This is a genomic window from Mycobacterium sp. BMJ-28, from assembly GCF_054404835.1.
This window is the reverse complement of record NZ_CM136783.1, coordinates 5418527-5437739: the sequence shown is the minus strand read 5'-3', so window position 1 is coordinate 5437739 and position 19213 is coordinate 5418527. Positions and strand designations below refer to the sequence as shown.

At 65.6% G+C, this 19213-nt stretch carries 22 protein-coding genes; 14 read left to right on the top strand and 8 right to left on the bottom strand.

The features are described 5' to 3' along the window. The first annotated feature begins 30 nt into the window (after positions 1-30). Positions 31-1770, top strand: a complete 1740-nt coding sequence (locus ACXPWS_RS27020) for an MFS transporter (protein WP_458709594.1) — start codon at positions 31-33, stop codon at positions 1768-1770. 6 nt (positions 1771-1776) lie between these two features. Here the strand turns inward: ACXPWS_RS27020 and ACXPWS_RS27015 are convergent, their stop codons facing one another. Continuing rightward, positions 1777-2868: a MinD/ParA family ATP-binding protein gene (locus ACXPWS_RS27015; protein ID WP_458709593.1), complete on the bottom strand. Its 1092-nt coding sequence runs from the start codon at positions 2866-2868 to the stop codon at positions 1777-1779. 4 nt (positions 2869-2872) lie between these two features. After that, entirely contained in the window at positions 2873-4690 is a 1818-nt protein-coding gene (gene eccA / locus ACXPWS_RS27010; RefSeq protein ID WP_458709592.1) for a type VII secretion AAA-ATPase EccA, read from the bottom strand. A 160-nt stretch (positions 4691-4850) separates the two neighbouring features. On the opposite strand from eccA, the gene ACXPWS_RS27005 reads away from it, so the two are divergent. The 13 genes from ACXPWS_RS27005 (at position 4851) to ACXPWS_RS26945 (ending at position 13921) form a co-directional block, all read left to right on the top strand. Next, entirely contained in the window at positions 4851-5186 is a 336-nt protein-coding gene (locus tag ACXPWS_RS27005) for a hypothetical protein (protein WP_458709591.1), read from the top strand. Further along, positions 5183-5533, top strand: a complete 351-nt coding sequence (locus ACXPWS_RS27000) for a YbaB/EbfC family nucleoid-associated protein (RefSeq protein ID WP_458709590.1) — start codon at positions 5183-5185, stop codon at positions 5531-5533. Before ACXPWS_RS27005 ends, ACXPWS_RS27000 begins: the two co-directional genes overlap by 4 nt. Positions 5534-5645: 112 nt before the next feature. After that, positions 5646-5936 (top strand): hypothetical protein, encoded by a 291-nt coding sequence (locus tag ACXPWS_RS26995; protein ID WP_458709589.1) that lies wholly within the window; start codon positions 5646-5648, stop codon positions 5934-5936. A 13-nt stretch (positions 5937-5949) separates the two neighbouring features. After that, on the top strand, positions 5950-7356 hold the full coding sequence (locus tag ACXPWS_RS26990) for a hypothetical protein (RefSeq protein ID WP_458709588.1): 1407 nt from the start codon (positions 5950-5952) through the stop codon (positions 7354-7356). Between the two features lie 15 nt (positions 7357-7371). Then, positions 7372-7668 (top strand): PE family protein, encoded by a 297-nt coding sequence (locus ACXPWS_RS26985; RefSeq protein ID WP_458709587.1) that lies wholly within the window; start codon positions 7372-7374, stop codon positions 7666-7668. 46 nt (positions 7669-7714) lie between these two features. Beyond that, the gene (locus tag ACXPWS_RS26980; protein WP_458709586.1) at positions 7715-8791 is read left to right on the top strand and encodes a PPE domain-containing protein; all 1077 of its coding nucleotides are present in this window, start codon (positions 7715-7717) and stop codon (positions 8789-8791) included. Continuing rightward, positions 8788-9600 (top strand): ESX secretion-associated protein EspG, encoded by an 813-nt coding sequence (locus tag ACXPWS_RS26975; RefSeq protein WP_458709585.1) that lies wholly within the window; start codon positions 8788-8790, stop codon positions 9598-9600. The genes ACXPWS_RS26980 and ACXPWS_RS26975 overlap by 4 nt, the downstream gene beginning before the upstream one ends. Positions 9601-9676: 76 nt before the next feature. Further along, a complete protein-coding gene (locus ACXPWS_RS26970) occupies positions 9677-9946 on the top strand; it encodes a hypothetical protein (protein WP_458709584.1) in 270 nt (89 codons plus the stop codon). A 16-nt stretch (positions 9947-9962) separates the two neighbouring features. Next, positions 9963-10253, top strand: coding sequence for a hypothetical protein (locus ACXPWS_RS26965; protein WP_458709583.1), 291 nt, complete (start codon positions 9963-9965; stop codon positions 10251-10253). Positions 10254-10347: 94 nt separating this feature from the next. Then, a complete protein-coding gene (locus tag ACXPWS_RS26960; protein ID WP_458709582.1) occupies positions 10348-10686 on the top strand; it encodes a hypothetical protein in 339 nt (112 codons plus the stop codon). A gap of 27 nt (positions 10687-10713) precedes the next feature. Then, positions 10714-12162, top strand: a complete 1449-nt coding sequence (locus ACXPWS_RS26955; protein WP_458709581.1) for a hypothetical protein — start codon at positions 10714-10716, stop codon at positions 12160-12162. Between the two features lie 116 nt (positions 12163-12278). After that, positions 12279-13157, top strand: a complete 879-nt coding sequence (locus ACXPWS_RS26950) for a beta-ketoacyl-[acyl-carrier-protein] synthase family protein (protein WP_458709580.1) — start codon at positions 12279-12281, stop codon at positions 13155-13157. A gap of 11 nt (positions 13158-13168) precedes the next feature. Beyond that, positions 13169-13921 carry an ESX secretion-associated protein EspG gene (locus tag ACXPWS_RS26945; protein ID WP_458709579.1) on the top strand — a complete coding sequence of 251 codons (753 nt, stop codon included), beginning with the start codon at positions 13169-13171 and terminating at the stop codon, positions 13919-13921. Positions 13922-13926: 5 nt separating this feature from the next. On the opposite strand, the gene ACXPWS_RS26940 is transcribed toward ACXPWS_RS26945, so the two are convergent. The 6 genes from ACXPWS_RS26940 to ACXPWS_RS26915 all read right to left on the bottom strand — a co-directional run bounded on the left by ACXPWS_RS26940 (position 13927) and on the right by ACXPWS_RS26915 (position 19170). Then, on the bottom strand, positions 13927-15192 hold the full coding sequence (locus tag ACXPWS_RS26940; protein ID WP_458709578.1) for a hypothetical protein: 1266 nt from the start codon (positions 15190-15192) through the stop codon (positions 13927-13929). A 243-nt stretch (positions 15193-15435) separates the two neighbouring features. Then, positions 15436-15891 carry a hypothetical protein gene (locus ACXPWS_RS26935; protein ID WP_458709577.1) on the bottom strand — a complete coding sequence of 152 codons (456 nt, stop codon included), beginning with the start codon at positions 15889-15891 and terminating at the stop codon, positions 15436-15438. Further along, entirely contained in the window at positions 15884-16681 is a 798-nt protein-coding gene (locus tag ACXPWS_RS26930; RefSeq protein WP_458709576.1) for a hypothetical protein, read from the bottom strand. Before ACXPWS_RS26930 ends, ACXPWS_RS26935 begins: the two co-directional genes overlap by 8 nt. 86 nt (positions 16682-16767) lie before the next feature. Further along, entirely contained in the window at positions 16768-18150 is a 1383-nt protein-coding gene (locus ACXPWS_RS26925; RefSeq protein WP_458709575.1) for a hypothetical protein, read from the bottom strand. Between the two features lie 16 nt (positions 18151-18166). Next, positions 18167-18643, bottom strand: coding sequence for a hypothetical protein (locus tag ACXPWS_RS26920; RefSeq protein ID WP_458709574.1), 477 nt, complete (start codon positions 18641-18643; stop codon positions 18167-18169). Further along, positions 18640-19170, bottom strand: a complete 531-nt coding sequence (locus tag ACXPWS_RS26915; protein ID WP_458709573.1) for a hypothetical protein — start codon at positions 19168-19170, stop codon at positions 18640-18642. Before ACXPWS_RS26915 ends, ACXPWS_RS26920 begins: the two co-directional genes overlap by 4 nt. Between the last annotated feature and the right edge of the window lie 43 nt (positions 19171-19213).

Sequence of the window (19213 nt, the reverse complement as noted above, 5' to 3'; positions counted from 1 at the left end):
TTTTTTCCCGATACGTAGAGCTGAAGGTTGATGACGACCGACATTGAGCTGACTGCCGAGGCCGACACCGCCCGCCGTCGCACGCGGATGGACCACGATCACCCGTTCTACAAGTGGGTGGTGCTGTCCAACACGACGCTGGGCATCCTGCTGGCGGCCATCAACGCGTCCATCGTGCTGATCTCGCTACCCGCCATTTTCCGGGGCATCGGGCTCAACCCGCTGGCCCCCGGCAACGTCAGCTACCTGCTGTGGATGCTGATGGGTTACCTGGTGGTGACGGCCGTGTTGGTGGTCCCGTTCGGCCGGCTCGGCGACATGTACGGCCGGGTGCGCATCTACAACCTCGGGTTCGTGGTGTTCACGGTGGCGGCGATCGCGCTGTCCTTCGACCCGTTCCACCTCGGTGGCGGCGCGGTGTGGTTGATCGCATGGCGGGTCATCCAGGGCATCGGCGGCGCCATGCTGATGGCTTCCTCGTCGGCGATCCTGACCGACGCGTTCCCGGCCAACCAGCGCGGGATGGCGCTCGGCACCAACATGGTGGCCGCCGTGGCCGGGTCCTTCCTGGGCCTGCTGATCGGCGGATTCCTGTCCGAATGGCACTGGAAGGCCGTCTTCTGGGTGGGCGTGCCGATCGGCGTGCTCGGCACCATCTGGAGCTACCGGTCGCTGCGCGAACTGGGCAGCCGCACGTCCGGCCGGCTGGACTGGGCCGGCACGGTGACATTCGGGCTGGGCCTGACGGTGTTGCTGATCGGCATCACTTACGGCATCCAGCCCTACGGCGACTCGACCACCGGGTGGACCAGCCCGTGGGTGCTCGGTGCGATCGCGGCCGGGCTGGTGCTGCTGGTGGTGTTCTGCCTCATCGAATTGCGGGTCGAGTCCCCGATGGTCGACATCCGGCTCTTCAAATCGGCCGCGTTCGGGATGGGCAACCTGGCCGGGCTGATGTCGTCGATGGGCCGGGGTGGTCTGCAGTTCATGCTCATCATCTGGCTGCAGGGCATCTGGTTACCGCTGCACGGCTACACCTTCGAGTCCACACCGCTGTGGGCCGGTATCTATCTGCTTCCGGTGACCGTCGGGTTCCTGATCGCCGCACCCCTTGCCGGGTGGCTGTCCGACCGGATGGGCGCGCGGCCGCTGACCGTCGGCGGGATGTTGCTGATGGCAGCCACTTTCGTTGCGCTGCTGCTCATCCCGGTCAATTTCGACTATTGGATGTTCGCGGTCCTGGTGTTCCTCAACGGGCTCGGCGGCGGCATCTTCACCGCCCCCAACACGGCGGCTATCATGTCGAGCGTGCCGGCCGATCAGCGCGGCGCCGCCTCCGGCGTACGGTCGACGTTCTTCAACGGCGGCAATTCGCTGTCGATCGGTATCTTCTTCTCGCTGATGATCATCGGTCTGGCCAACACGCTGCCCGCCGCCATGTCCAGTGGCCTTGCCGCACAGGGTGTTTCGTCACAAGTGGCGCACGATGTGGCGAACTTGCCGCCGGTCGGCAGCCTGTTCGCCGCGTTTCTCGGCTACAACCCGATGGCCGAGTTGCTGGCCCCCTCGGGTGCACTGCATCAGCCGGGCGTGAACGCCGACGTGCTCACCGGGCAGACCTTCTTCCCGCAGTTGATCACCGAACCGTTCCACTCCGGTCTGGTGGTGGTCTTCAGCGCAGCCGCGGTGATGATGATCATCGGTGCGATCGCCTCGTTGTTCAGCGCCGGTAGGTACGGGACGGAGCCGGGCGCCGACAACGCGGCGTGAGGTTTCTCAGCCCAGCCGGGGGGCGTGCCGGCTGCGCGTGAAGGCGTCGGACAGCGACGCGACCAGTTCGCCGAAGGCCTGCCGGGTCTTGCGGTTCAGCAGCTCCATCGAGATCTCGGCGCCCTCGGCGAGATGGTCGTCGAACGGTATGACGAACACCGCGCGCACCCGCGAGCGGAAATGCTGTGTCAGCCTTGCGATGTCGACCGGGACGGCGCCGGGGCGGGCCGAGCTCAACACCACGGTGGCGTCGGGAACCAGATGGGCGTAGCCGTGGTACTGCAGCCAGTCCAACGTGGCAAGCGCGCTGCGCGCGGAGTCGATCGCCGGTGAGGCGACGAGCACCAGCGCGTCGGCGGTGTCCAGCACGCCGGTCATCGCCGAGTGCGTCAGCCCGGTGCCGCAGTCGGTCAGGATGATGTTGTAATACCGATCCAGGATGTCGTGCACCGCGCGGTAGTCGGCTTCGGAAAACGCTTCGGACACGGCCGGATCCCGCTCGGAAGCCAAGATCTCGAGCCGGCTCGCACTCTGCGAGGTGTGCCGCCGGACATCCGAATAGCGGAAGATCTCCTGATCTGCCAACAGATCCCGCACTGTGGAGCGGGTGGTGTTGGGGCCGCGCTGGGCCAGTGTCCCGAAGTCGGGGTTGGCGTCCACGGCGATGACGCGGTCACCACGGGTGGTGGCGAACATCGACCCCATGCACACCGTGGTGGTGGTCTTCCCGACGCCACCCTTCAGTGACAGCACGGCGATGCTGTACGCACCGCGCGCCGGCTGGGCCGACCGCTGCGGCGCCGCCGGATCCTGGTGTGCGCCAGTCGGATCGACGGTGCCGCCGGTCATCCGATTCATCGCCTTGCGCCAGCTGTTCTGTTGCGCCGGCTTGCGGCGCAACAAGCCGAGGTCCTCGGCGGTGGTACGCACGGTGTACTCGCGGGCCGGGTCGTCGGGAACGGCGGTGGTGAAATTGGTGGCGATCGGGACCACACCGGGATGGGTGGGGTGCGCCGCCTCGGGCGCGACCGGTATCCGGATAGGACCGGTCGGCGCCTCGGAATCGCGGTGGTCGTCCGGGTGTGAAGGTGTTGTCACTGTCTCACGAACTCAGATTGAGGGTCTGCAGGATGGCGCTCAGCGCTGCCTTCATGTCGACGGCCTCGATGCGCATCAGCGCGTCTTCGTCGAGATCCGCCAGTTCGGCGCCGTGGCTCTCGCTGAGCCGGTACTCGCGCTCCTCCTCGGCCGACTCGATGACATTGCGGACGAACCGGCCGTTGCCGGCCAGGTCGATCACGCGCCGTATCTTGCCATCCTGGTCGGTGGATTCCTGGTTGTACAGCCGCGTGCAGGCGGCCACCAGCTCGTCGTACGCGTCCGAGCTGAGCTCGGAGTCGCGCGTCCGCGCCGTCAGCCGGCCGATGTCGCCGAGTTCGGCCGGTGTGTAGGAATTGAACCGGATCCGCTTGGTGAAGCGCGAGGACAAGCCTTCGTTCGCGGCGAGGAACCGATCGATCTCGTTGTCGTACCCGGCGATGATGACCACCAGCCGGTCGCGATCGTTCTCCATACGGGCCAGCAGTGTGTCGACGGCCTCCCGGCCGAACGCGTCACCACCGGACAGGCCGGTCTGGATCAGGGTGTAGGCCTCGTCGATGAACAGCACGCCGTCCATGGCGCTGTCGATCAGCGCCGAGGTCTTGATCGCGGTGCTGCCCAGGTGCTGGCCGACGAAGTCCTGACGCTTGGCCTCGATCACCGCCGGAGTCTTCAAAAGTCCCAGACCGCAATAGGTCTGGGCGACAATGCGGGCAATGGTGGTCTTGCCCGTGCCGGGCGGCCCGGTGAAGGCCAGGTGCAGGCTGCGCGCCGCGGTGGTCAGGCCCTTGTCCTCACGCACCTTCGCCAGCCGTGCCGCCGAGCGCAACTTGGCCACCTGGAGTTTCACATCGGCCAGTCCGACTTGGCGGTCCAGCTCGTCCTGCGCCGCGCGCAGGTACTCGTTTCCGCGTTCGGTCAGGCTCTCGGCGTCGACATCGGCGGCGGTCCGGGCGGATGCCGGATCCCATTTGTCGGTGCGCGAGTCGATGGTCTCTTTGGTGGTGACGATGAGCCGGTACTTCGGGTCGTTGAGCGCGGCGTAGTTCGCCTCGAAACCGGGCTCCTCGCTGTAGATCCGTTCGAAGATCTGGCGGGCTTCGGGTTCGTTGCCCATCTCGCGCAGCGTGAGGCCTTTGCAGAATTCGGCCGCGCGCCGCGCCGCCGGGATCGGCCCCTCGATGGCCTGGTCCAGCCGGCGCAGGCCCTCGCCGAACAGCCCCATCTGCGCGCAGGCCGAACCCACCATCAGATGGGCGCCCGCGGAGATGTACTCATCGGTGAACGATGCCGACGCGGCCAGCGCCGTCAGTACGTCGGGCCAACGCTGGGTGGTGAAGTGCAGCACGCCGCGGACATAGGCGCAGATCTCATTCGACGCCGAGTCGTCGGGCATCTGCGCGCGCAGGGCGTCCAGGCCGTTGAGTGCCTTCTCGGCTTCCTCGTAATCGTGGCCCGCAATCATGCTGGCGGCGTACGCCAGCCAGACCTCGGTCAGCGAGCTCAGCGTGTAATCGAGGTAGAGGCCGGTCTGGAACCGGCCGCCGAGCGCCCGTGGGGCCAGGCCCAGGCGGCGCTGTTCGCGGCCCAGGTTCTTGCTGGTGCGGTGCAGGTGGTGGATGACCTCGGGGGTGGATTCCCCGGCGGCGGCGCGGCCGAGCCAGGCGTCGCACATGTCGGGGTCGTACTCGGTGGCCCGGGTGAATGCCAATGCGGCGTACTGGACATCGCGCTCGGTCTCCAACCCGTCGATCGCGATACCGAGCGAGAGCACACCGGCGTCGAAGACCCGTTGTGCGTCCCTGGTGCCACCACTCATCCGTGGGTTACCTGTCCTTGCCTTCGGTTCATCCGGGCGGGTTCGCGGAATGGCCGATACGGGTTCGCCCCCCTCGGGCACAAGATTTCTGCGGCCCGGCCGAGCGCCAGTGTACTAAGTTCGGGGTGGTACAGCGCCGGAGGTGGGGAGGTGCATGACGATGGTTGACCGGGTTGACCGGCCGGTTCGCTCGCCGGGTGGCGGTATTCAGGTCGTGACGACGGATCGCGGCCTGCCGATCCGCCTCAAGCTCCAGCAGCGCGAGCTCAATCGGCAGCCGCAGGACCTGGCCAGGGAGATCCTGGCGCTCTGCCAGCTCTCCGCCAAACGGGCCCAGGTGGAGATCCGGCAGGACATGGCCGCCCGCGGCGCGAGCCCGCAGACTCTGCGCGGGATGAACCTGGCCACCGAGGATGAATTCCAGGCGGCCAAGACGGCCCTGTTCGGCGGGGGCGATGACGACGAGCAACCCGACACCTGGTTGAGGTCGGTATGACCAGCCTCGCGGAATCGCTGATCGCGCGCATCATCAAACAGCGCGACCTGATGCAGGCGATGAACGAGCACCTCAACACCATCTCCGTGCGGGTCACCAGCAAGGATCAGTCGGTCAGCGTCGAGGTGGACGGGCTCGGGGCGATGACGGGGCTGTGGCTGACCGATGCGGCGTACCGGCACGGGGCCGACGGACTGTCCAAGCTCATCGTCGACACCGCCCAGGCGGCGGCGAAACTGGCCATGGAACGGCAGAGCTACCTGGTGAAGGAATTCAACCAGCGAATGTCCGGATTGCAGGAATCGCCGTTGACCAGGTGGGACGGCAGTACGGTCATACCGTCCTGAGTAAGAATTTGCTGAGCAGAAAATTCATTTCGGCTCACAGTGCATCCGCAGGATATAATCGACCGCAACAGCATTGTCGCGACGAATGTCGCTGATGGGGGGAGGGGTCCCTATGGCAGGCCAGGATCTAGGGGTTGTTCCTGCAGGTATGGAAATGGTTTCGTCCGTACAGCAGGCAGCATCGACCATGATTTCGACAGCCGGAACGGTTGATTCCGAAGCCATGATGATGGCGGTTGCGCAGGCGATCGGGCCGATCGGTGCCGCTCCGTACTTCGCGCCCTACGGGATGGCGCAGTCGAGCAACCTGGCTGCGACTTTGCTCACGGCCATGGTGCACGCCGGTATCGGCGCGGCCACCGAAGGGTCGAAGCTGGGTTATATCGCCACCGACAGCGTCTAACAGCGGGGCTGCCATGCCGATCACTCCGTCGCCGGCCCCGGTCAACCCGGGCGCAGGCAGTGGATCTTCCTATGTTCCGTCCAATCCGACGGGACAGCTCGCACAGGCATTCCCCGGGTTCGATCCGGCGCCGGCGATCAACGCCCAGGAGCAGATTCTCTCGGACTACCTGAACCAGCCGGTACAGGACATTCTGGCCAAGCTGGGCTTGTCACCGTTGCCCAACGGCGCTCCGCCACCGGGCGCGCCGCCCCCGGAGGGTGCACCGGCCGGCGGCAATCCGATGGACCCGAGCTCGCTGATCCAGCCGGTCACCGACGCGCTCGGCACTCTCGGCGACGGCCTGTTCAAGAACCTCGATCCGACGAAGATGTTCGAGGGCATCTCCAAAGCGTTCGAGTCGGCGGGCAGTTCGGTGCAGCAAGCGCTGGGCTCTCTGGAGGGCATCTGGTCGGGCGCGGGTGGACCGGCGGCCGCGGCGAAGACCGGTGAGGCCCTTGCCAACGGAGCCGAGGTCGGTGCGCAGTCGGCCGGTATCGGCAGCAATGTGGCGACATCGGCGGCCAACGTGCAGCAAGCGCAGGCACGTCTGATCGAGATCATCAACGAGTTCCACGCCAAGATCGAAGCCATCGGCCCGAACATCGTCTTCCCCTGGGGACAGGCGCAGGCGGTCGAGGCCGCCACCCAAGCCATCACGATGACCACCGAGGTCATCACCGAACTGCAGAGCACCCTTGGCGCCCAAGGTGCCGCGGTCGCGGCTACCGGTGCGCCGGTTGCCGTCACCGCCGCACCGGAGATGGGCGCCCAGATGATCGGCCCGATGATCCAGGTGGCCACCGGCATGGCGTCGCCGCTGATGCAGATGGCGACTCAGGGGTTGTCGCAGGGCATGCAGGCCATCACCGGTGCGGTGCAGACCGGCGTGCAGACCGCCACCGGGCTGGCGTCCAGCCTCGGCGGGGCGGCCGGGGGTGCGGCCGGCGGTCCGGCAAGTGGTGCCGGGGGTGCGGCCGCAGCGCTGAGCAAGATGAGCGGTGCCGCCGGCGGTGGAGCCCATGTCGGCGGCGGTGGCGGTGGCGGAGGCGGGGGGATCGGCGCCGTGGCCCCGTCTCGCTCGATGACGCCGATGTCGGTGCCCACCTCGGAGAACGGCACGGCTGCTGTGCAGAGCGTCGCCAAGACCGGAGCCGCAGGCGTGGCCGGTGGCGGCGGCATGATGGGTGGTGGCGGCGCCATGGGAGGCGCCGGGCACGGTGGGAAGGCCGGGGTGGACGGCAGCGGTCACAACGCCGCGAGCTTCCTGCACACGTCCGATCAGGGCGATGAAATCGTCGGCGATCTCGGCAATGTGGCACCGCCGGTGATCGGCGAGATCGACCCCAATGACAGTCCCGATATCGAATTGCGGATTTAGGACAGGAGATTCGACATGGCGAACAACAACGATTTCGCGATGGCGCCGGCGGAGGTGGCCGACGCCACCAAGCAGCTCGACGAGCTGGCCAGCCGGGTGGAGAAGGTGCTGCAGACCGAGGCGCCCAACCTGACGGTGACGGCATCGGGTCGCGACGAGGTGTCCCAGCGGGTGGCCTCGACGCTGAACCAGGTGCACGATGCTTTCGGTAAATCGTCGGAGCAGGGCATCACGGAGATCCGTGAGGTCGCCGCGACATTGCGTCAGCACACCGACAACGTGGTCGCAGCCGACCAGGGCTTCGTGGTCTGAAACGGTTTTCGCCGTTCACGGCAATTTGTTGAGGGGGGGTTAGAGCATGGGTTTCACCAACGTCAACTGGGAATCACGCAGCACGGAGCAGCTTGCCCGTGATCTGACCGACGGTCCCGGACCGAACTCGGTGGGGCAGGCCGGTGCCGCCTGGGTCCGGGTTGCCAATGAATTGGCAAGTGTCTCAGCCGACTTCGACAAGATCAATGAACGAATCAAGGCCTCGTTCGCCAGCCAGGGCTCCGATGCCGCCACCCGTAAGCTCGAAGAGTTCGGTAAGTGGTTGCAGGCCATCAGCCTGAGCGCCGCGGCAAACGGACAGCGGGCCGAGCAGGCCGCGGTCGCCAATACCGTTGCCATTCTGGCGATGCCGAGCGTGTCGGAGGCCATCGAGGCCAAGGCGTCCCAGGACATGATGGCCTCGCTGGCCGCCTACAACGGTGCCGTACTGACCGGAACGTTCGCCGAGTTCGACGAAGCCGCCACCGCCGATCAGGCCAATGCGGCGGCCGTCATGCAGCAGTACGAAGACGCTTGCGTCGAACTGGCCGAACCGTGGGAGCAGCCGCTGCCGCCGGACGTGGCCAAGAGTGACGCTCTCAAAGCCGAGCAGGATGCTAAGGCCGGGGAAGGTTCCGGCGGCGGAGGGGGAGGTGGCGGAGCCGGTGTGGCACCGCCGCCGCTGTCGCCGTTCCGTGTCACCAGCGCCGCGTCCAGCACCGAGCCCAAGAATCTGCAGAAGGTGGCTGCCGCCAGCGCCGGGGGCGCCGGCATGGGTGGTGGTGGATACGGGCCGATGGCCGGTGCACATGGTCGTGGGGACAACAACCGTGAGCATGAATCATCCATTCCGGCAGCCGCTTTGGATGGTGGCGGCGAACCCGGTGCCGGCCTGTCCGACAACGGGGGCGCGTGGCTGCCCGCGGCGGCGCAGAGTGACGCGCCGTTCAGCGTGGCCAACGTCAGCTGGGGTCCGAACACCTCGGTGTTCGACGAACTGGTGGTACCCGACGGACCGGAAGCGCCCAGCTTTGCCGAAGAGCCCGAGCGCGCGCTGGAGCAGGTGTCTGACCGCTGGGTGGCGCCGCCCGTGATCGGCGTGGACAAGGAGCTGTCGATATGACGGCCTCCGTCGCGCCGCAGTTCGCGCTCACCGATGACGAATTGCAGGTGGCGGCGGCGCGCATCGGGGTGCAGAACTTCCCGACGGTGCTTGCGGTGCGGTCCAGGCACAGCACGCTGGACCGACTCGACGCTGCCGTCGACCGCGCCACGCAGACGCTGACGGCGCGCGAGGTGATTGTCGACGGTGTCGTCGACGCAGACCTGGTGGCACTGCTGCATGTGCTCCAGCGCCCGGACCGCGAGCTGGCGATGCGACTGGTGACACCGGAGGGCACGGCGCGGATCTGCGTGGCTCGCCGTGGCGGGTTGTGCGTGCTGGCCCGGCGGATCGGTCACGACCTGGTGTTGCGGGCGGTCGGCCACGGCGCCGAGTTGCGGGACGCGGTCTCGGCGGTGCTGGCCGAGCTGCCGCGCTCGGCCGCTGCCGACATCACGCCCGTCGGTGCCCCGCTCGCGGCGGTGGCCGAAAAGCTTTCCGGCACACATGATCCCGCTGTGCTGGCCGACCGGATTCGCGCGCTGGGCGCGGAGCCGCGGGCGGCCATGCTGCTGGGTTCGGCGCTGGCGTCGCGCCAGGCCTTCGCCGAGATCGTCTATTACACGCTGATCAACGAGGAAGGCCGGATTGCCCGCAGTCCAGCCGCGGTCGGCGTGTTCTACACCAAACGGGGCCGAATTGTCGGCGCCCCCAGTGCATCTCCGGCAGGGCAGCTGTGGACGACCCTGAAAGCCGGCTCCGATCACGCCGTCAGTCAGGCGATCGGCCAGTTGGTGGAGCTTTCCGGCGAGGGATGGGGGGACCTTTAACGGGAATGCACGTTGGCCCAGAGGCGCAAACATCATGGACGACAACAGATCACGACAACAGAGAGAGAAGTGACACATGACGGTTTCACTCACCCCGGCCGAAGCCGAGGCGAAGATCGAGCAGATCAACGCCGCGCGTGACCAGGCCGTGCAGAAGTTGAACCAGATCGAGGACGCCCAGCAGCAGATGCTGTCGGCCTCCTGGCACGGTGACTCGGCCGGTAGCTACGGCCGGGTGTCGCAGGGTCAGCGCGAGGAGTTCGACCAGATCATCTCCACGTTGAACAACATCGTCGAAAAGGGCTCCGAGCACATGCGTTCGGTCGCCAACCTGGACCAGAGCTAAGGAAAGGTAGAACACCATGGCTGCAGACGGCATTCTCTACAACTTCGGCGCCAACGCCGGACACCTCGAAGACATCACCGGGATGACCAACGCCATCCAGGATGTCCGCGAGGATATTCAGAGCATCTTCCAGACCCTGGCCGAGGTGTACGAAGGTGAAGGCGCACTCGCGCTGAACCAGGCGCACCAGCAGGTCAACAACATGCTCGAAGAAGCGCTGAACACGACTGTGAACACGCAGAAGCAGGCCCAGGAGCAGCAGGACGCCATGCAGGCGATGGACCGGGCCAACGCTGCCGCGTTCTGACCGGTGACCGTGGAGCCCGGGCCCGCTGTGTGGTGGGCCCGGGCTTTGCGGGTCGTATGGAACGAACCACATCTGAGTGCTGGAGGCTTGGGAAATGGCTGATGACAGCCAGCTCGGAACACTGACTGACCAAATGAAGGGCTGGCAGTCGGGTGCCGGTGATGCTGATCTGAAGATTTCGGTGGCGGGACGCGATCAGTACGTAAAGGCGATCGACGCGCTGCGCTCGGACCTGGTGTCGGCCAAAGCGCAACTTTCCCAGCTGAAGGCGATCGGGAACGCCGGCACGTACCCGTCGGCCACCGACACCAAGGCTGGGCTCGAGGGCGATGCGCAGACCCTTGAGGACACGTTGACCGGGTACATCGCCTACCTCGACGCCTACAAGCAGACCGTGATCGATGCTTGCAACCGCATGATCCAATCTGGATAGACGGTTCGGTGACGGTGAGGCATCAGGATGGAGGGCATCGTGTGCTGGAGTGATATCGGCGACGGTATCGAAAGCGGCGCCGAGTGGCTCGATAACTGGGGTGAGGAAACCCTGGGCCTGCCGGGCATGTTCACTGATTGGACCACCTACGACGGTGAGTACGACCCGTCGAAGGGCAAGATCGACCTGTCCGACATGCCGGGCGGAAACCCGCTGAAACCGCTTGATGTGGCTCCGGGTTCATACACAACTGTGAGCTTCGACGACGTGTACGACCACATGAAAGACGCCGGTGAGGACATCACCAGCGGGCACGGCGCCATCTGGGAGACCATCGCCAACAAGATGTCGCAATCCGTGCGCGACTACCGAACCTTCCTGGAAGGTATGAAGGGTTCGGAGCACAACTGGGTTGGTTCGGCCGCCGACGCCGCGAAGCAGAACATCGACGCATCGTTCGTCCAGCTGAACGGGGCCTCGCAAGCCGCGACGGGCATGGTGCACCTGTCACCGGCCTTTGCGACGACCATCGGCAACGTGGTGCGTGAAGTCGTGCACCGCAAGAGCGACTACGACGACGACATGAATTCCTGGCCGGAGCACCGCAACGAAATCAAGCAGGAGTACGACACTCTCGCACAGCAGGTGATGACCAACTATGCGTTCAACATCGGCCAGATCGCCGCACGCAACCCCGACCTGACCGGCGGTGTTGCGACGCCGCAGAATCCGGGACCCGTTGCCCCCACGCACCGCCCGAACATCGGCGGCGGTGGCGGTGTTGGCGGCGGTGGTGGTATTTCCGCCGGAGGCGCAGGCAAGCCTGATTTCAAGATTCCGGACAAGCTGACCGCTTCGCCACCCGGACTTGCCGATCCCGGCAAGTCCGATCTCTCGCAGCAAACCACACCGCAGTCGGCAATGCCCGAGTTGCCGACGGACGCGCTGTCGGACGCGGCGGGTGCGGCTAAGGACGCGGCCGGGCAGGCCACCGACGCGGTCAAACAAGCCGTCGGTCAGGCACTCAGCGGCATCAATGATCCACAGTCGCAGGGTCTTCCGGAGGGGATGTTGGGCCTCGGCCCGAACGGTCTGAGGGGCGAAGCCGCCAAGGGGCTGGGCGCTGGCGGCGGCGCCAAAGGCGGCGGCGGTCCGGGTATGCGCAGCGCACCCCTAGCACGAAACATGGGCGTGTCGGCCGCCACGCCGGCCAGCGGAGCGGGCACACCGATGCAGGCCTCCAGAGCCGGGCTCTCCGGCGGAGCCGGGTCAGGTTCGGCCGGGGGCGCCGGCGCCCCGGCGGCGGGCCATCGCGGAGGCGGGGCAGACGGATCGGTCCACAAGGCCAACAAGGCGTTGCGTCGCAAGAAGAACGGCGAAGAGGTAATCGGTGCCACCGAGGCCGTGGTGGCGGTCGTGGGTGACGAGGCACGGGAACTCGCCGAAGGGCCCCCGACGGCACCTGCTGACAGGTGACGGCACTGTCATCGCTGGCACTGTTGTCGCCACCAGCTGTGCCGATACCGGAGCGGGTGCGCAACAGGACTGGTTGGCGTGCGGTCTGTGAGTTGCCGAATTCGTCGCCTGCCGAAATGGCGATTCAGGCCGGGCGGGCGGCGGTGACGGCTTCGGGTGTGGATCCTGGCGACATCCGGTGGGCGCTCCACGCCGGCTCGGGCTACCAAGGTCCCATGGGGTGGCCGGTACATCACCACATCAAGCTGGGTGTGGTGGGGCACGCCGGAAACGCCTTGGAGCTGAAGCAATATTGTGCGGCGGGCCTGACGTCATGGTTGGTTGCCGCGGGTCTGCAGGCCGGCAGCGATGCCGGGGCCATCGTGTGTACCGGTGCCGACAACTGGTCGTGGGGTGATCGTTTCGCGGTACTGCGTGCGGTCGGAGGTGAACCTCACTCCGACGTCGCGCACGCTGCGGTGCTCACGACGGATCATGGCTTCGCCGATATTCTCGGGACCGGGACGGCGAGCCATCCGGAGACCGTCGATCTGTGGAAGACCCGAGACAGATTCTCAGACCACGCGTCGATGGACGACTATCAGGCGTCGTACCGTCGGGCCGTGGCGGCAGCCGACGTGGATACGGCCGGGAACTGGGTCAGGGTGCTGGCTACTGCCACCCGTACCGCCTTGACGGGCGCCGGCGTGAGTCCGCAGTACGTCACACACTTTGTCCCGCACGGCTCTGGCAGCGGTGAACCGTATCGGACGCTGGCGAAGAAGATGGCATTGCCGTGGTCGGAGTCGCTGCACGAGCACCAGATGGGGCTGGGCTACCTGGGTGTCAGCAGCCACGCCGCGGGCCTGATCTGGTGTTGTGAAACGGGGTTGGTGGCCGACTCGATCGTCCTTCTGCTGGCGGCGGAGTACCAGTTGAGCGCGACGGCCGTCGTTTTGAGAATCCGCAGGACACCGGGCGTGAAGGCAGAGGGCGACCTCAAGGTGGTGGCGTGAAACGTATCTCGATGAAGCAGGTCGGCTCGATCTCGGTAGTCGACCTCACCGCGGTGAGTAGTCACTACGGCCGTGACTTCATCCCATTCCCGTTCATGCAGACGATGGCCCCGCAGTTCTCGCCCGAAGCCTTCGCTGTGCACGAGCGGGACGTGGTCGAGCGCTTTCAGAACGGCGATCTGCGGGTGCTGCAGAACTGGGCGGGCACGTACACTCGGGCCGACATCCGAGTGGAGGCCCATGTGCAGTTCGTCGCCTCGGACAGCACCAGCGTTCGCGTTGTTGCGCACCGCAAAGGCGAATTGGGCTATCTGGCGCGCCAGAACTATGCCGACGTCATCGAGATGTTCTCGCTATCGCCCTATGACCTGGGCGGGGCCGTAGCGGACGCGATGGGCGACATCACGCCCGGCACCAAAGCCGCCATCATGGTTCCCGAGTATCGGGGTCGAGAAACCGTCCATGAGGAGTTCGACCCTGCGGTGCGGGCATACAGCGAGGCTTTGGACGTCGTGCGGGTCGCCCGGAGCGATATCGCCGCCGTCGGGACGGTGCAGAGTCACTGGCGCCCGACGCGGCGATGGGGAGTGGACCGGGGAAAGAACGCGGTCGTGTGGCTGCGGTTGCGCGGCGATGGTGATTACCTGTACGCACCGGACTTCAGCGCCGCGCAGCCGATCTCGAAGGACAAACTGGCCGACCGTATCGATCGGCTCATCGCCGACGACGTAGCTGTGTTACGCCAATTCCGCAATGGCGCGTAGGCTTTTCATCCGGCCGTCAGTGCGTTGATCTGGTCCCGGGTTGCTTGGATGAGTCCGGTGCCGACCTGCCAGAGATGTAACGGCTCGTTCGGCTGCTCCGGGTCGATCTGCCAGACCGTCTCGCAGGTGCTGGGGTCGATGGCGGTTACGGTACTGGAGTTGGGGCCGCTGCCCGTGACGATGATCGAGCCGTCCGACCCGACGTAGTCATATCCGAGGCCCAGCGCACACACCTGACCTGATGCCCCCGTCTTGAGATCCCACTGCTGCCAACGGTCCTCGGCACCGGGCTGGCTGATGAACAATCGGGTGCCCACGATCTTGAAACTGACGTCGGGGTCGGGCGCCGGCAGCGTTTGCACCATGTCACCGGCCGCCGAGAGCACCAGCCACTTGGCCGGGTCTGAACGAAGCCGCGCCATCGGCATCACCGGATTGTCCACGGCTGTCAGATCTTCGGTCTTGTCCTGGTATCGGCCCACCGGGTTGCCGTCGGTGTCGTAGAACAACAGGCCGTCGGGTTTACCGGATTGCTGGAAGCTGTAGGCGAAGCCTTCGTTGTATACCAGTGATTTCCGGATCGCGGTGCCTTCCGGAGGGCTGGGTGTCAAGTCCTTGCCGTCGACGACGGAGAACACTCGATAGGGGGCGTCCGGGGTGTCGATCGGTGCATTCTGCGTGGCGATCGTCGGCGCAGGGACGCCGCTCTGTTCGCGATAACCCGGGTCGAAGATCTCACCGCCGCCCGCGACGAACCACGTTCGTTCGGCCTTGGGACCTATCCCATAGACGCCCTCACCTTCACGCGCGGCGACCAATCGCGTCTCGGCCCGGTAGCTGCCGATGGCGAAAACGGAGTACTTGTCGGCGCCGCCGTCTCCTTGCAGGTGCAGATCTGTCTCACCGGTGAACGTCACCCGGCCCTGCTTCAAGTCGACAACCCAAACCGTCTGCGGCACTCCATGATCAATGTTGGCATCGGCTAGACACAGCGCAACTCCCGGTCCGTTTCCGTAGCACTCACCCAGCGGATAACCACGGAACCCCATGAGCTCGACGGGCGGAAAGAGAGGCTTGCCGGACTGGGTGTCCACGCCGTAAATCCAGCCGGCTGAGGCTGCACCGGCCGGATCGGTTCGGTCGGTGACGAAATACGCCTTATCGCCGGTACTCGCAAACAACGTGCCGACCGAAACTCCTTCGGGGAGGCCGATCTCGGCAGCATTGAGCCGCCAGCCGGGTACCGGTTTTCGGCTGAGCTGGAAGGACACGAGCCGGTCCTGCGGTGATCCGATCGTGGCGTCTATGTGCGTGCCCGAGCCGCGGAATGATCGCCATACCAGCACACCGCCCACCACCAGAACCGCTACGAGCAGGAATGCGAGACCCGCGAAAAGGAGCCGCCGTCGACGGCCGTGCGGCGCACCGGTGGCGCCAGCGCCTGTCGGCGGATCGATCCAACGAAATCCGTTTTGTGGTAGTCGATTCGGTCCGGGAGTGGTCACATTCATCTCCTAACTGCTCGGCACGGGCACGGGACCCATTTCACATACCCGAAGTCGGCCGTTTTCGATGTGCAGGGTGAACATGCCGCCGTGGTCTGGGCTCAATCCGTTGATCGTCCAAGACTGGCCGCGCCGACTGAATCCGGTCAAAGCGGTGATCTTCCAGGGTTCGAGTGAGATTCCCTCGCGGGCGTGATCCAACTGGCGGGAGACCCACGATTGCGGGGGGTCGGAGCAGGTCAGTTCCTGGAGATTCTCGAAGCGGCCGGCATTGCGTTCCCGTGCCCACGCCAGCACCGTCTTCTCGGCGACGGTGCGGGCTTCGTCGTCGTGCATCGAATTGTCGGCCGGGATGGCACTCAATGTCGGGCCGTCGCCCCGGCCGACCACGGCGACGACGAGCAGGCCCACCGACGCTATAGCGATCAGCCACAGCCACAACGGGGCTCGCTTGCCGTTACGCACCGTCACACACCTTCCACGAACCGGATTCGTTCACCAAGGTGATGGTGCGGTTGGCGAGTCCCGATCCGTTGCGCTGGTTGTCGGCCACAGCTTTTTTCTGGAGGTCGCTGATGGGGTGCACGCGCAGCAACACCTTGGCGACCATGGTCGGTCCGTTGTCGCGAAAATCGACGATTGCCTCGAGGTGATCCACACTGCCGAGATAGTCGCCGCGCAATGCGTCGATGTCATTGCGGACCGAGCCAGCAGGATTTCGGCAGCTCAGTTCCTGCGCCGCAGTCGCGTCTCGGGCGTCGAGCGCCCCGAGCCAATCGTCGATGACATTGAATGCCTGTTGTTGCTGGGGCGACGGTGCGGGCAACAGATCGGCATCAGCGGCAGGTGGTGCAGACCAGCGCCATCCGAACATGAAGACGGCGCCCGCCGCGGCACAACAGGCCACCGAGAGTCCGATCAGTGAGTATCTGATCCAGGGGCTGGGCCGCGCCCCCGGGGCAGGTTCCGTTCGGGCGGAGAGCCGGCCATCCGGGTAGACATCGACGACGAGTTGCTGTGACCCCGAGGTGGCCGCCCTGGCGAGATAGGTATGCAGTGGCGCAACGCCTTGCGGCGGTACGTTCACCGGTTGGGCGGGCGTCCCCGCAGTTCCGGTCCAGAATGCCTGAACCTCGCCCGACGGCGCACACTCGATGTGAAGATGCGTCCATCCGGGCGCCAATGACGCCCGCAGAAGCGTCACAGCACGTTCGACGAGTTCGCGGTCACCGTTGCCGGCCGGATTCAGCGACATGGGGACAGCCTAGGTGTGATGTCCGAGGAGGTTGGTCAGTCTGGTGATTGGCCGCCTCCGATGGCGGCGTGTTGCCTAGCGACCGATCAGCTCCGTAGCCCGTTGTACTGCGCGTCGGAACTCTGTACCAGCGCGTTGCCAATTTTGACGATGCCATCGTCTCTGCCGGTGATCGACCAGAGCGTCTGGCAGGTGTCGGCGCTGACCGCACTTTCGGTGATTTCGCGGTTGGGTTCGAATCTTGCCGACAGGATGGTTTTACCGTCGGACGCGACGTAGCCGCGCATGTTGAGATCATTGCAGGTCCGCAGGAACGACCCGGTGCTGAGATCGATCTGCTTCCAGGGGTTGTCCTTGTCGGTGTTCTCGGTACCGACGATCTGCGAGACGTACATCTTGTCGCCGGCGACGATGACGCGCTGCTTGTCCGGGTCGGCGGGGGCGGGGAATTCGGAGATCTTGGTACCGGACTTGTCGAACACTTGCCAGCGTCCCTCTGGGGCATCGGGTTCGCGGAAGTCCAGGACCAGAAGTTCACCACGGGTGGCCATCGACTTGACCAACTGCTTGGCGTCCATCTTCAACTGCGACAACTGATTTCCGGATTCGTCAAAGAACGTGACCGTTCCGGCCGGATCGGCCTTTGATCGGGACGGTACGGCGTACCCGCCGCTGTAGAGCCAGGGGCGGCCCGGGAGCTTCTCCGCGAGGACTCTGCCGTCGCTGGCTGAAAAGACCTGAAACTGGCCGTCCTTGTCTTCGGCAGCGACCAGTCGCTGTGGTGGAACATCCTCGGACCAGGGGATGTCTGCGGTTGACAGGCCATTTCCGGGAACGAACCAGGTGCGTTCGCCGTGGGCGCCGATGCCGTACCAGCCGGTGCCGAAGACCGACGCCACTGGGTAATTGCCGACGCTGTAAACCTTCATGTCGCCGACGGTGTCATTGTGGATATCGGTTGCCCCGCTATAGGTCAGCGCGCCGGTATGGCTGTCGATAACCCAAGCCGTGGGCTGGGCATCGGTCGATGACGCGTCCTGCCGGCCGAGGCAGACGAGTAGGTCCGGACCGTTGATGTAGCACTCGTCGGGGCTTCCCACCATCTCGACGGGAGGGAACAGCACGTCGCCGTTGTGGTAGTCGAACGAGTAGACCCAGGCGTGCGTGCGCCCAGCCTTCTCGTCCGCAGGATAGACGAAGCTGAAGGCCCGGTTGTCGACGTAGCCCGGGATGATGCCCTGCCGGAGGTCCGGTACCTGAATCAGGTCACCGAGTTTGACCGTCCAGCTGGGTTCAGGCTTGCTGGTAGGTATCTCGGCCAACAGGTCGGCGGGCGTACCCATCGCGGATGTCTGCGGCGGCGAGGCGCTGTCGGCTCCGGTGAACTTCCAGATCGCCACGCCGATACCGGCGATCAGCGCCAGGACGAGAACGATCGCGGCGCCAATGAGTGCGCGGTTCCTGCTCATGGACGGGCTCTCTCCTTCATTGCAGTACCGGTGGGTCAGTGATGTCGCAGAGTCGCATTTCGCCGTCTTCGACCGCGAAATGGAAGATCTTGCCGTTATCGCTGGCGCCGGGCCAGAAGAAGAAGACCGGCAGCGACCATCCCGATGGGCCTTCGCGTGTCAGGTCGCCGAACCCGAGAATCTCGATGGGCGTGTGTGGTTTGCCGACGCGGGCGAGGTGCCGGCCGCCGGCGTCGCCACCGCGCGATGCGCTGCAACTCAGAGCCGCCAGGTTCACAGCGTTGCCCGCGCGGACCTCCTGGGCCCACAGTCGTGCGGTGCTCTGCACAGTGGTCAGGGCTTGCTGCTCAGACATCCCGGGCGAGGCGGCGATCGGCCGCAGCGTGACTCGCTGGTGGGTGAATGCCAGGACCAGTGACACCGCCAACGCGCCGATACCAATGACGCCGGCGCCTATCGGTGCCCAGCTTTTCGCCGGACTCTCCCGCGTCACGCGATTCCCCCGCACAACTTGAGGGCTCCATCTTCTTCCACCAGCACATACGTCTCGCCGAAGTAGTTGTTGGCGGCAATGTCCGCGTTCGCCTGGCCTTTCGGGGTGAGGCCTCTTTCGCGGTACATGATGTCGATCTGAGCTCCATCGCGTGTCGGCGTAAAACGAACGAAAGCATCGATGTGCGTCTGCGCGATTACGTCATACCCGGTCGGGTACTCGATCTCCTTGAGATCGCGGGCCACGAGCCCGGTGGGGTTCGCGCACGTCACCTCCTGCACCGCCGCAACGTCTTTCGCCTCGGCAGCCCTGAAGAACCGGGTGATGACCTCTTGAGCGCGCACCTGATCGGCAGAGGGTTGCGGTGTGTCGGTCAAGCCCGCTCGCGGGGCCGGCCAGAACGTCAAGCACAGCACCGCTATCGCCGCGATCAGCGAAAGCCCACCGACCGCCCAGAGCACTCCTCGTATTACCCGCTCACTACGGCCGGGTGCGTCGTCGCCGGTCCGCGATGAATCGCTCAACACGAAGTGTTCCCCTCCACAACGATGCGGCGCTGCCGTTGCCGCC

Bases quoted from the DNA above. Each gene is read 5' to 3' on its own strand.
- ACXPWS_RS27020 (WP_458709594.1), top strand. From the start codon at position 31: ATGACGACCGACATTGAGCTGACTGCCGAGGCCGACACCGCCCGCCGT.
- eccA (WP_458709592.1), bottom strand. From the start codon at position 4,690: ATGAGTGGTGGCACCAGGGACGCACAACGGGTCTTCGACGCCGGTGTG.
- ACXPWS_RS27005 (WP_458709591.1), top strand. From the start codon at position 4,851: ATGGTTGACCGGGTTGACCGGCCGGTTCGCTCGCCGGGTGGCGGTATT.
- ACXPWS_RS27000 (WP_458709590.1), top strand. From the start codon at position 5,183: ATGACCAGCCTCGCGGAATCGCTGATCGCGCGCATCATCAAACAGCGC.
- ACXPWS_RS26995 (WP_458709589.1), top strand. From the start codon at position 5,646: ATGGCAGGCCAGGATCTAGGGGTTGTTCCTGCAGGTATGGAAATGGTT.
- ACXPWS_RS26990 (WP_458709588.1), top strand. From the start codon at position 5,950: ATGCCGATCACTCCGTCGCCGGCCCCGGTCAACCCGGGCGCAGGCAGT.
- ACXPWS_RS26985 (WP_458709587.1), top strand. From the start codon at position 7,372: ATGGCGAACAACAACGATTTCGCGATGGCGCCGGCGGAGGTGGCCGAC.
- ACXPWS_RS26980 (WP_458709586.1), top strand. From the start codon at position 7,715: ATGGGTTTCACCAACGTCAACTGGGAATCACGCAGCACGGAGCAGCTT.
- ACXPWS_RS26975 (WP_458709585.1), top strand. From the start codon at position 8,788: ATGACGGCCTCCGTCGCGCCGCAGTTCGCGCTCACCGATGACGAATTG.
- ACXPWS_RS26970 (WP_458709584.1), top strand. From the start codon at position 9,677: ATGACGGTTTCACTCACCCCGGCCGAAGCCGAGGCGAAGATCGAGCAG.
- ACXPWS_RS26965 (WP_458709583.1), top strand. From the start codon at position 9,963: ATGGCTGCAGACGGCATTCTCTACAACTTCGGCGCCAACGCCGGACAC.
- ACXPWS_RS26960 (WP_458709582.1), top strand. From the start codon at position 10,348: ATGGCTGATGACAGCCAGCTCGGAACACTGACTGACCAAATGAAGGGC.
- ACXPWS_RS26955 (WP_458709581.1), top strand. From the start codon at position 10,714: ATGGAGGGCATCGTGTGCTGGAGTGATATCGGCGACGGTATCGAAAGC.
- ACXPWS_RS26950 (WP_458709580.1), top strand. From the start codon at position 12,279: ATGGCGATTCAGGCCGGGCGGGCGGCGGTGACGGCTTCGGGTGTGGAT.
- ACXPWS_RS26945 (WP_458709579.1), top strand. From the start codon at position 13,169: ATGAAGCAGGTCGGCTCGATCTCGGTAGTCGACCTCACCGCGGTGAGT.
- ACXPWS_RS26930 (WP_458709576.1), bottom strand. From the start codon at position 16,681: ATGTCGCTGAATCCGGCCGGCAACGGTGACCGCGAACTCGTCGAACGT.
- ACXPWS_RS26925 (WP_458709575.1), bottom strand. From the start codon at position 18,150: ATGAGCAGGAACCGCGCACTCATTGGCGCCGCGATCGTTCTCGTCCTG.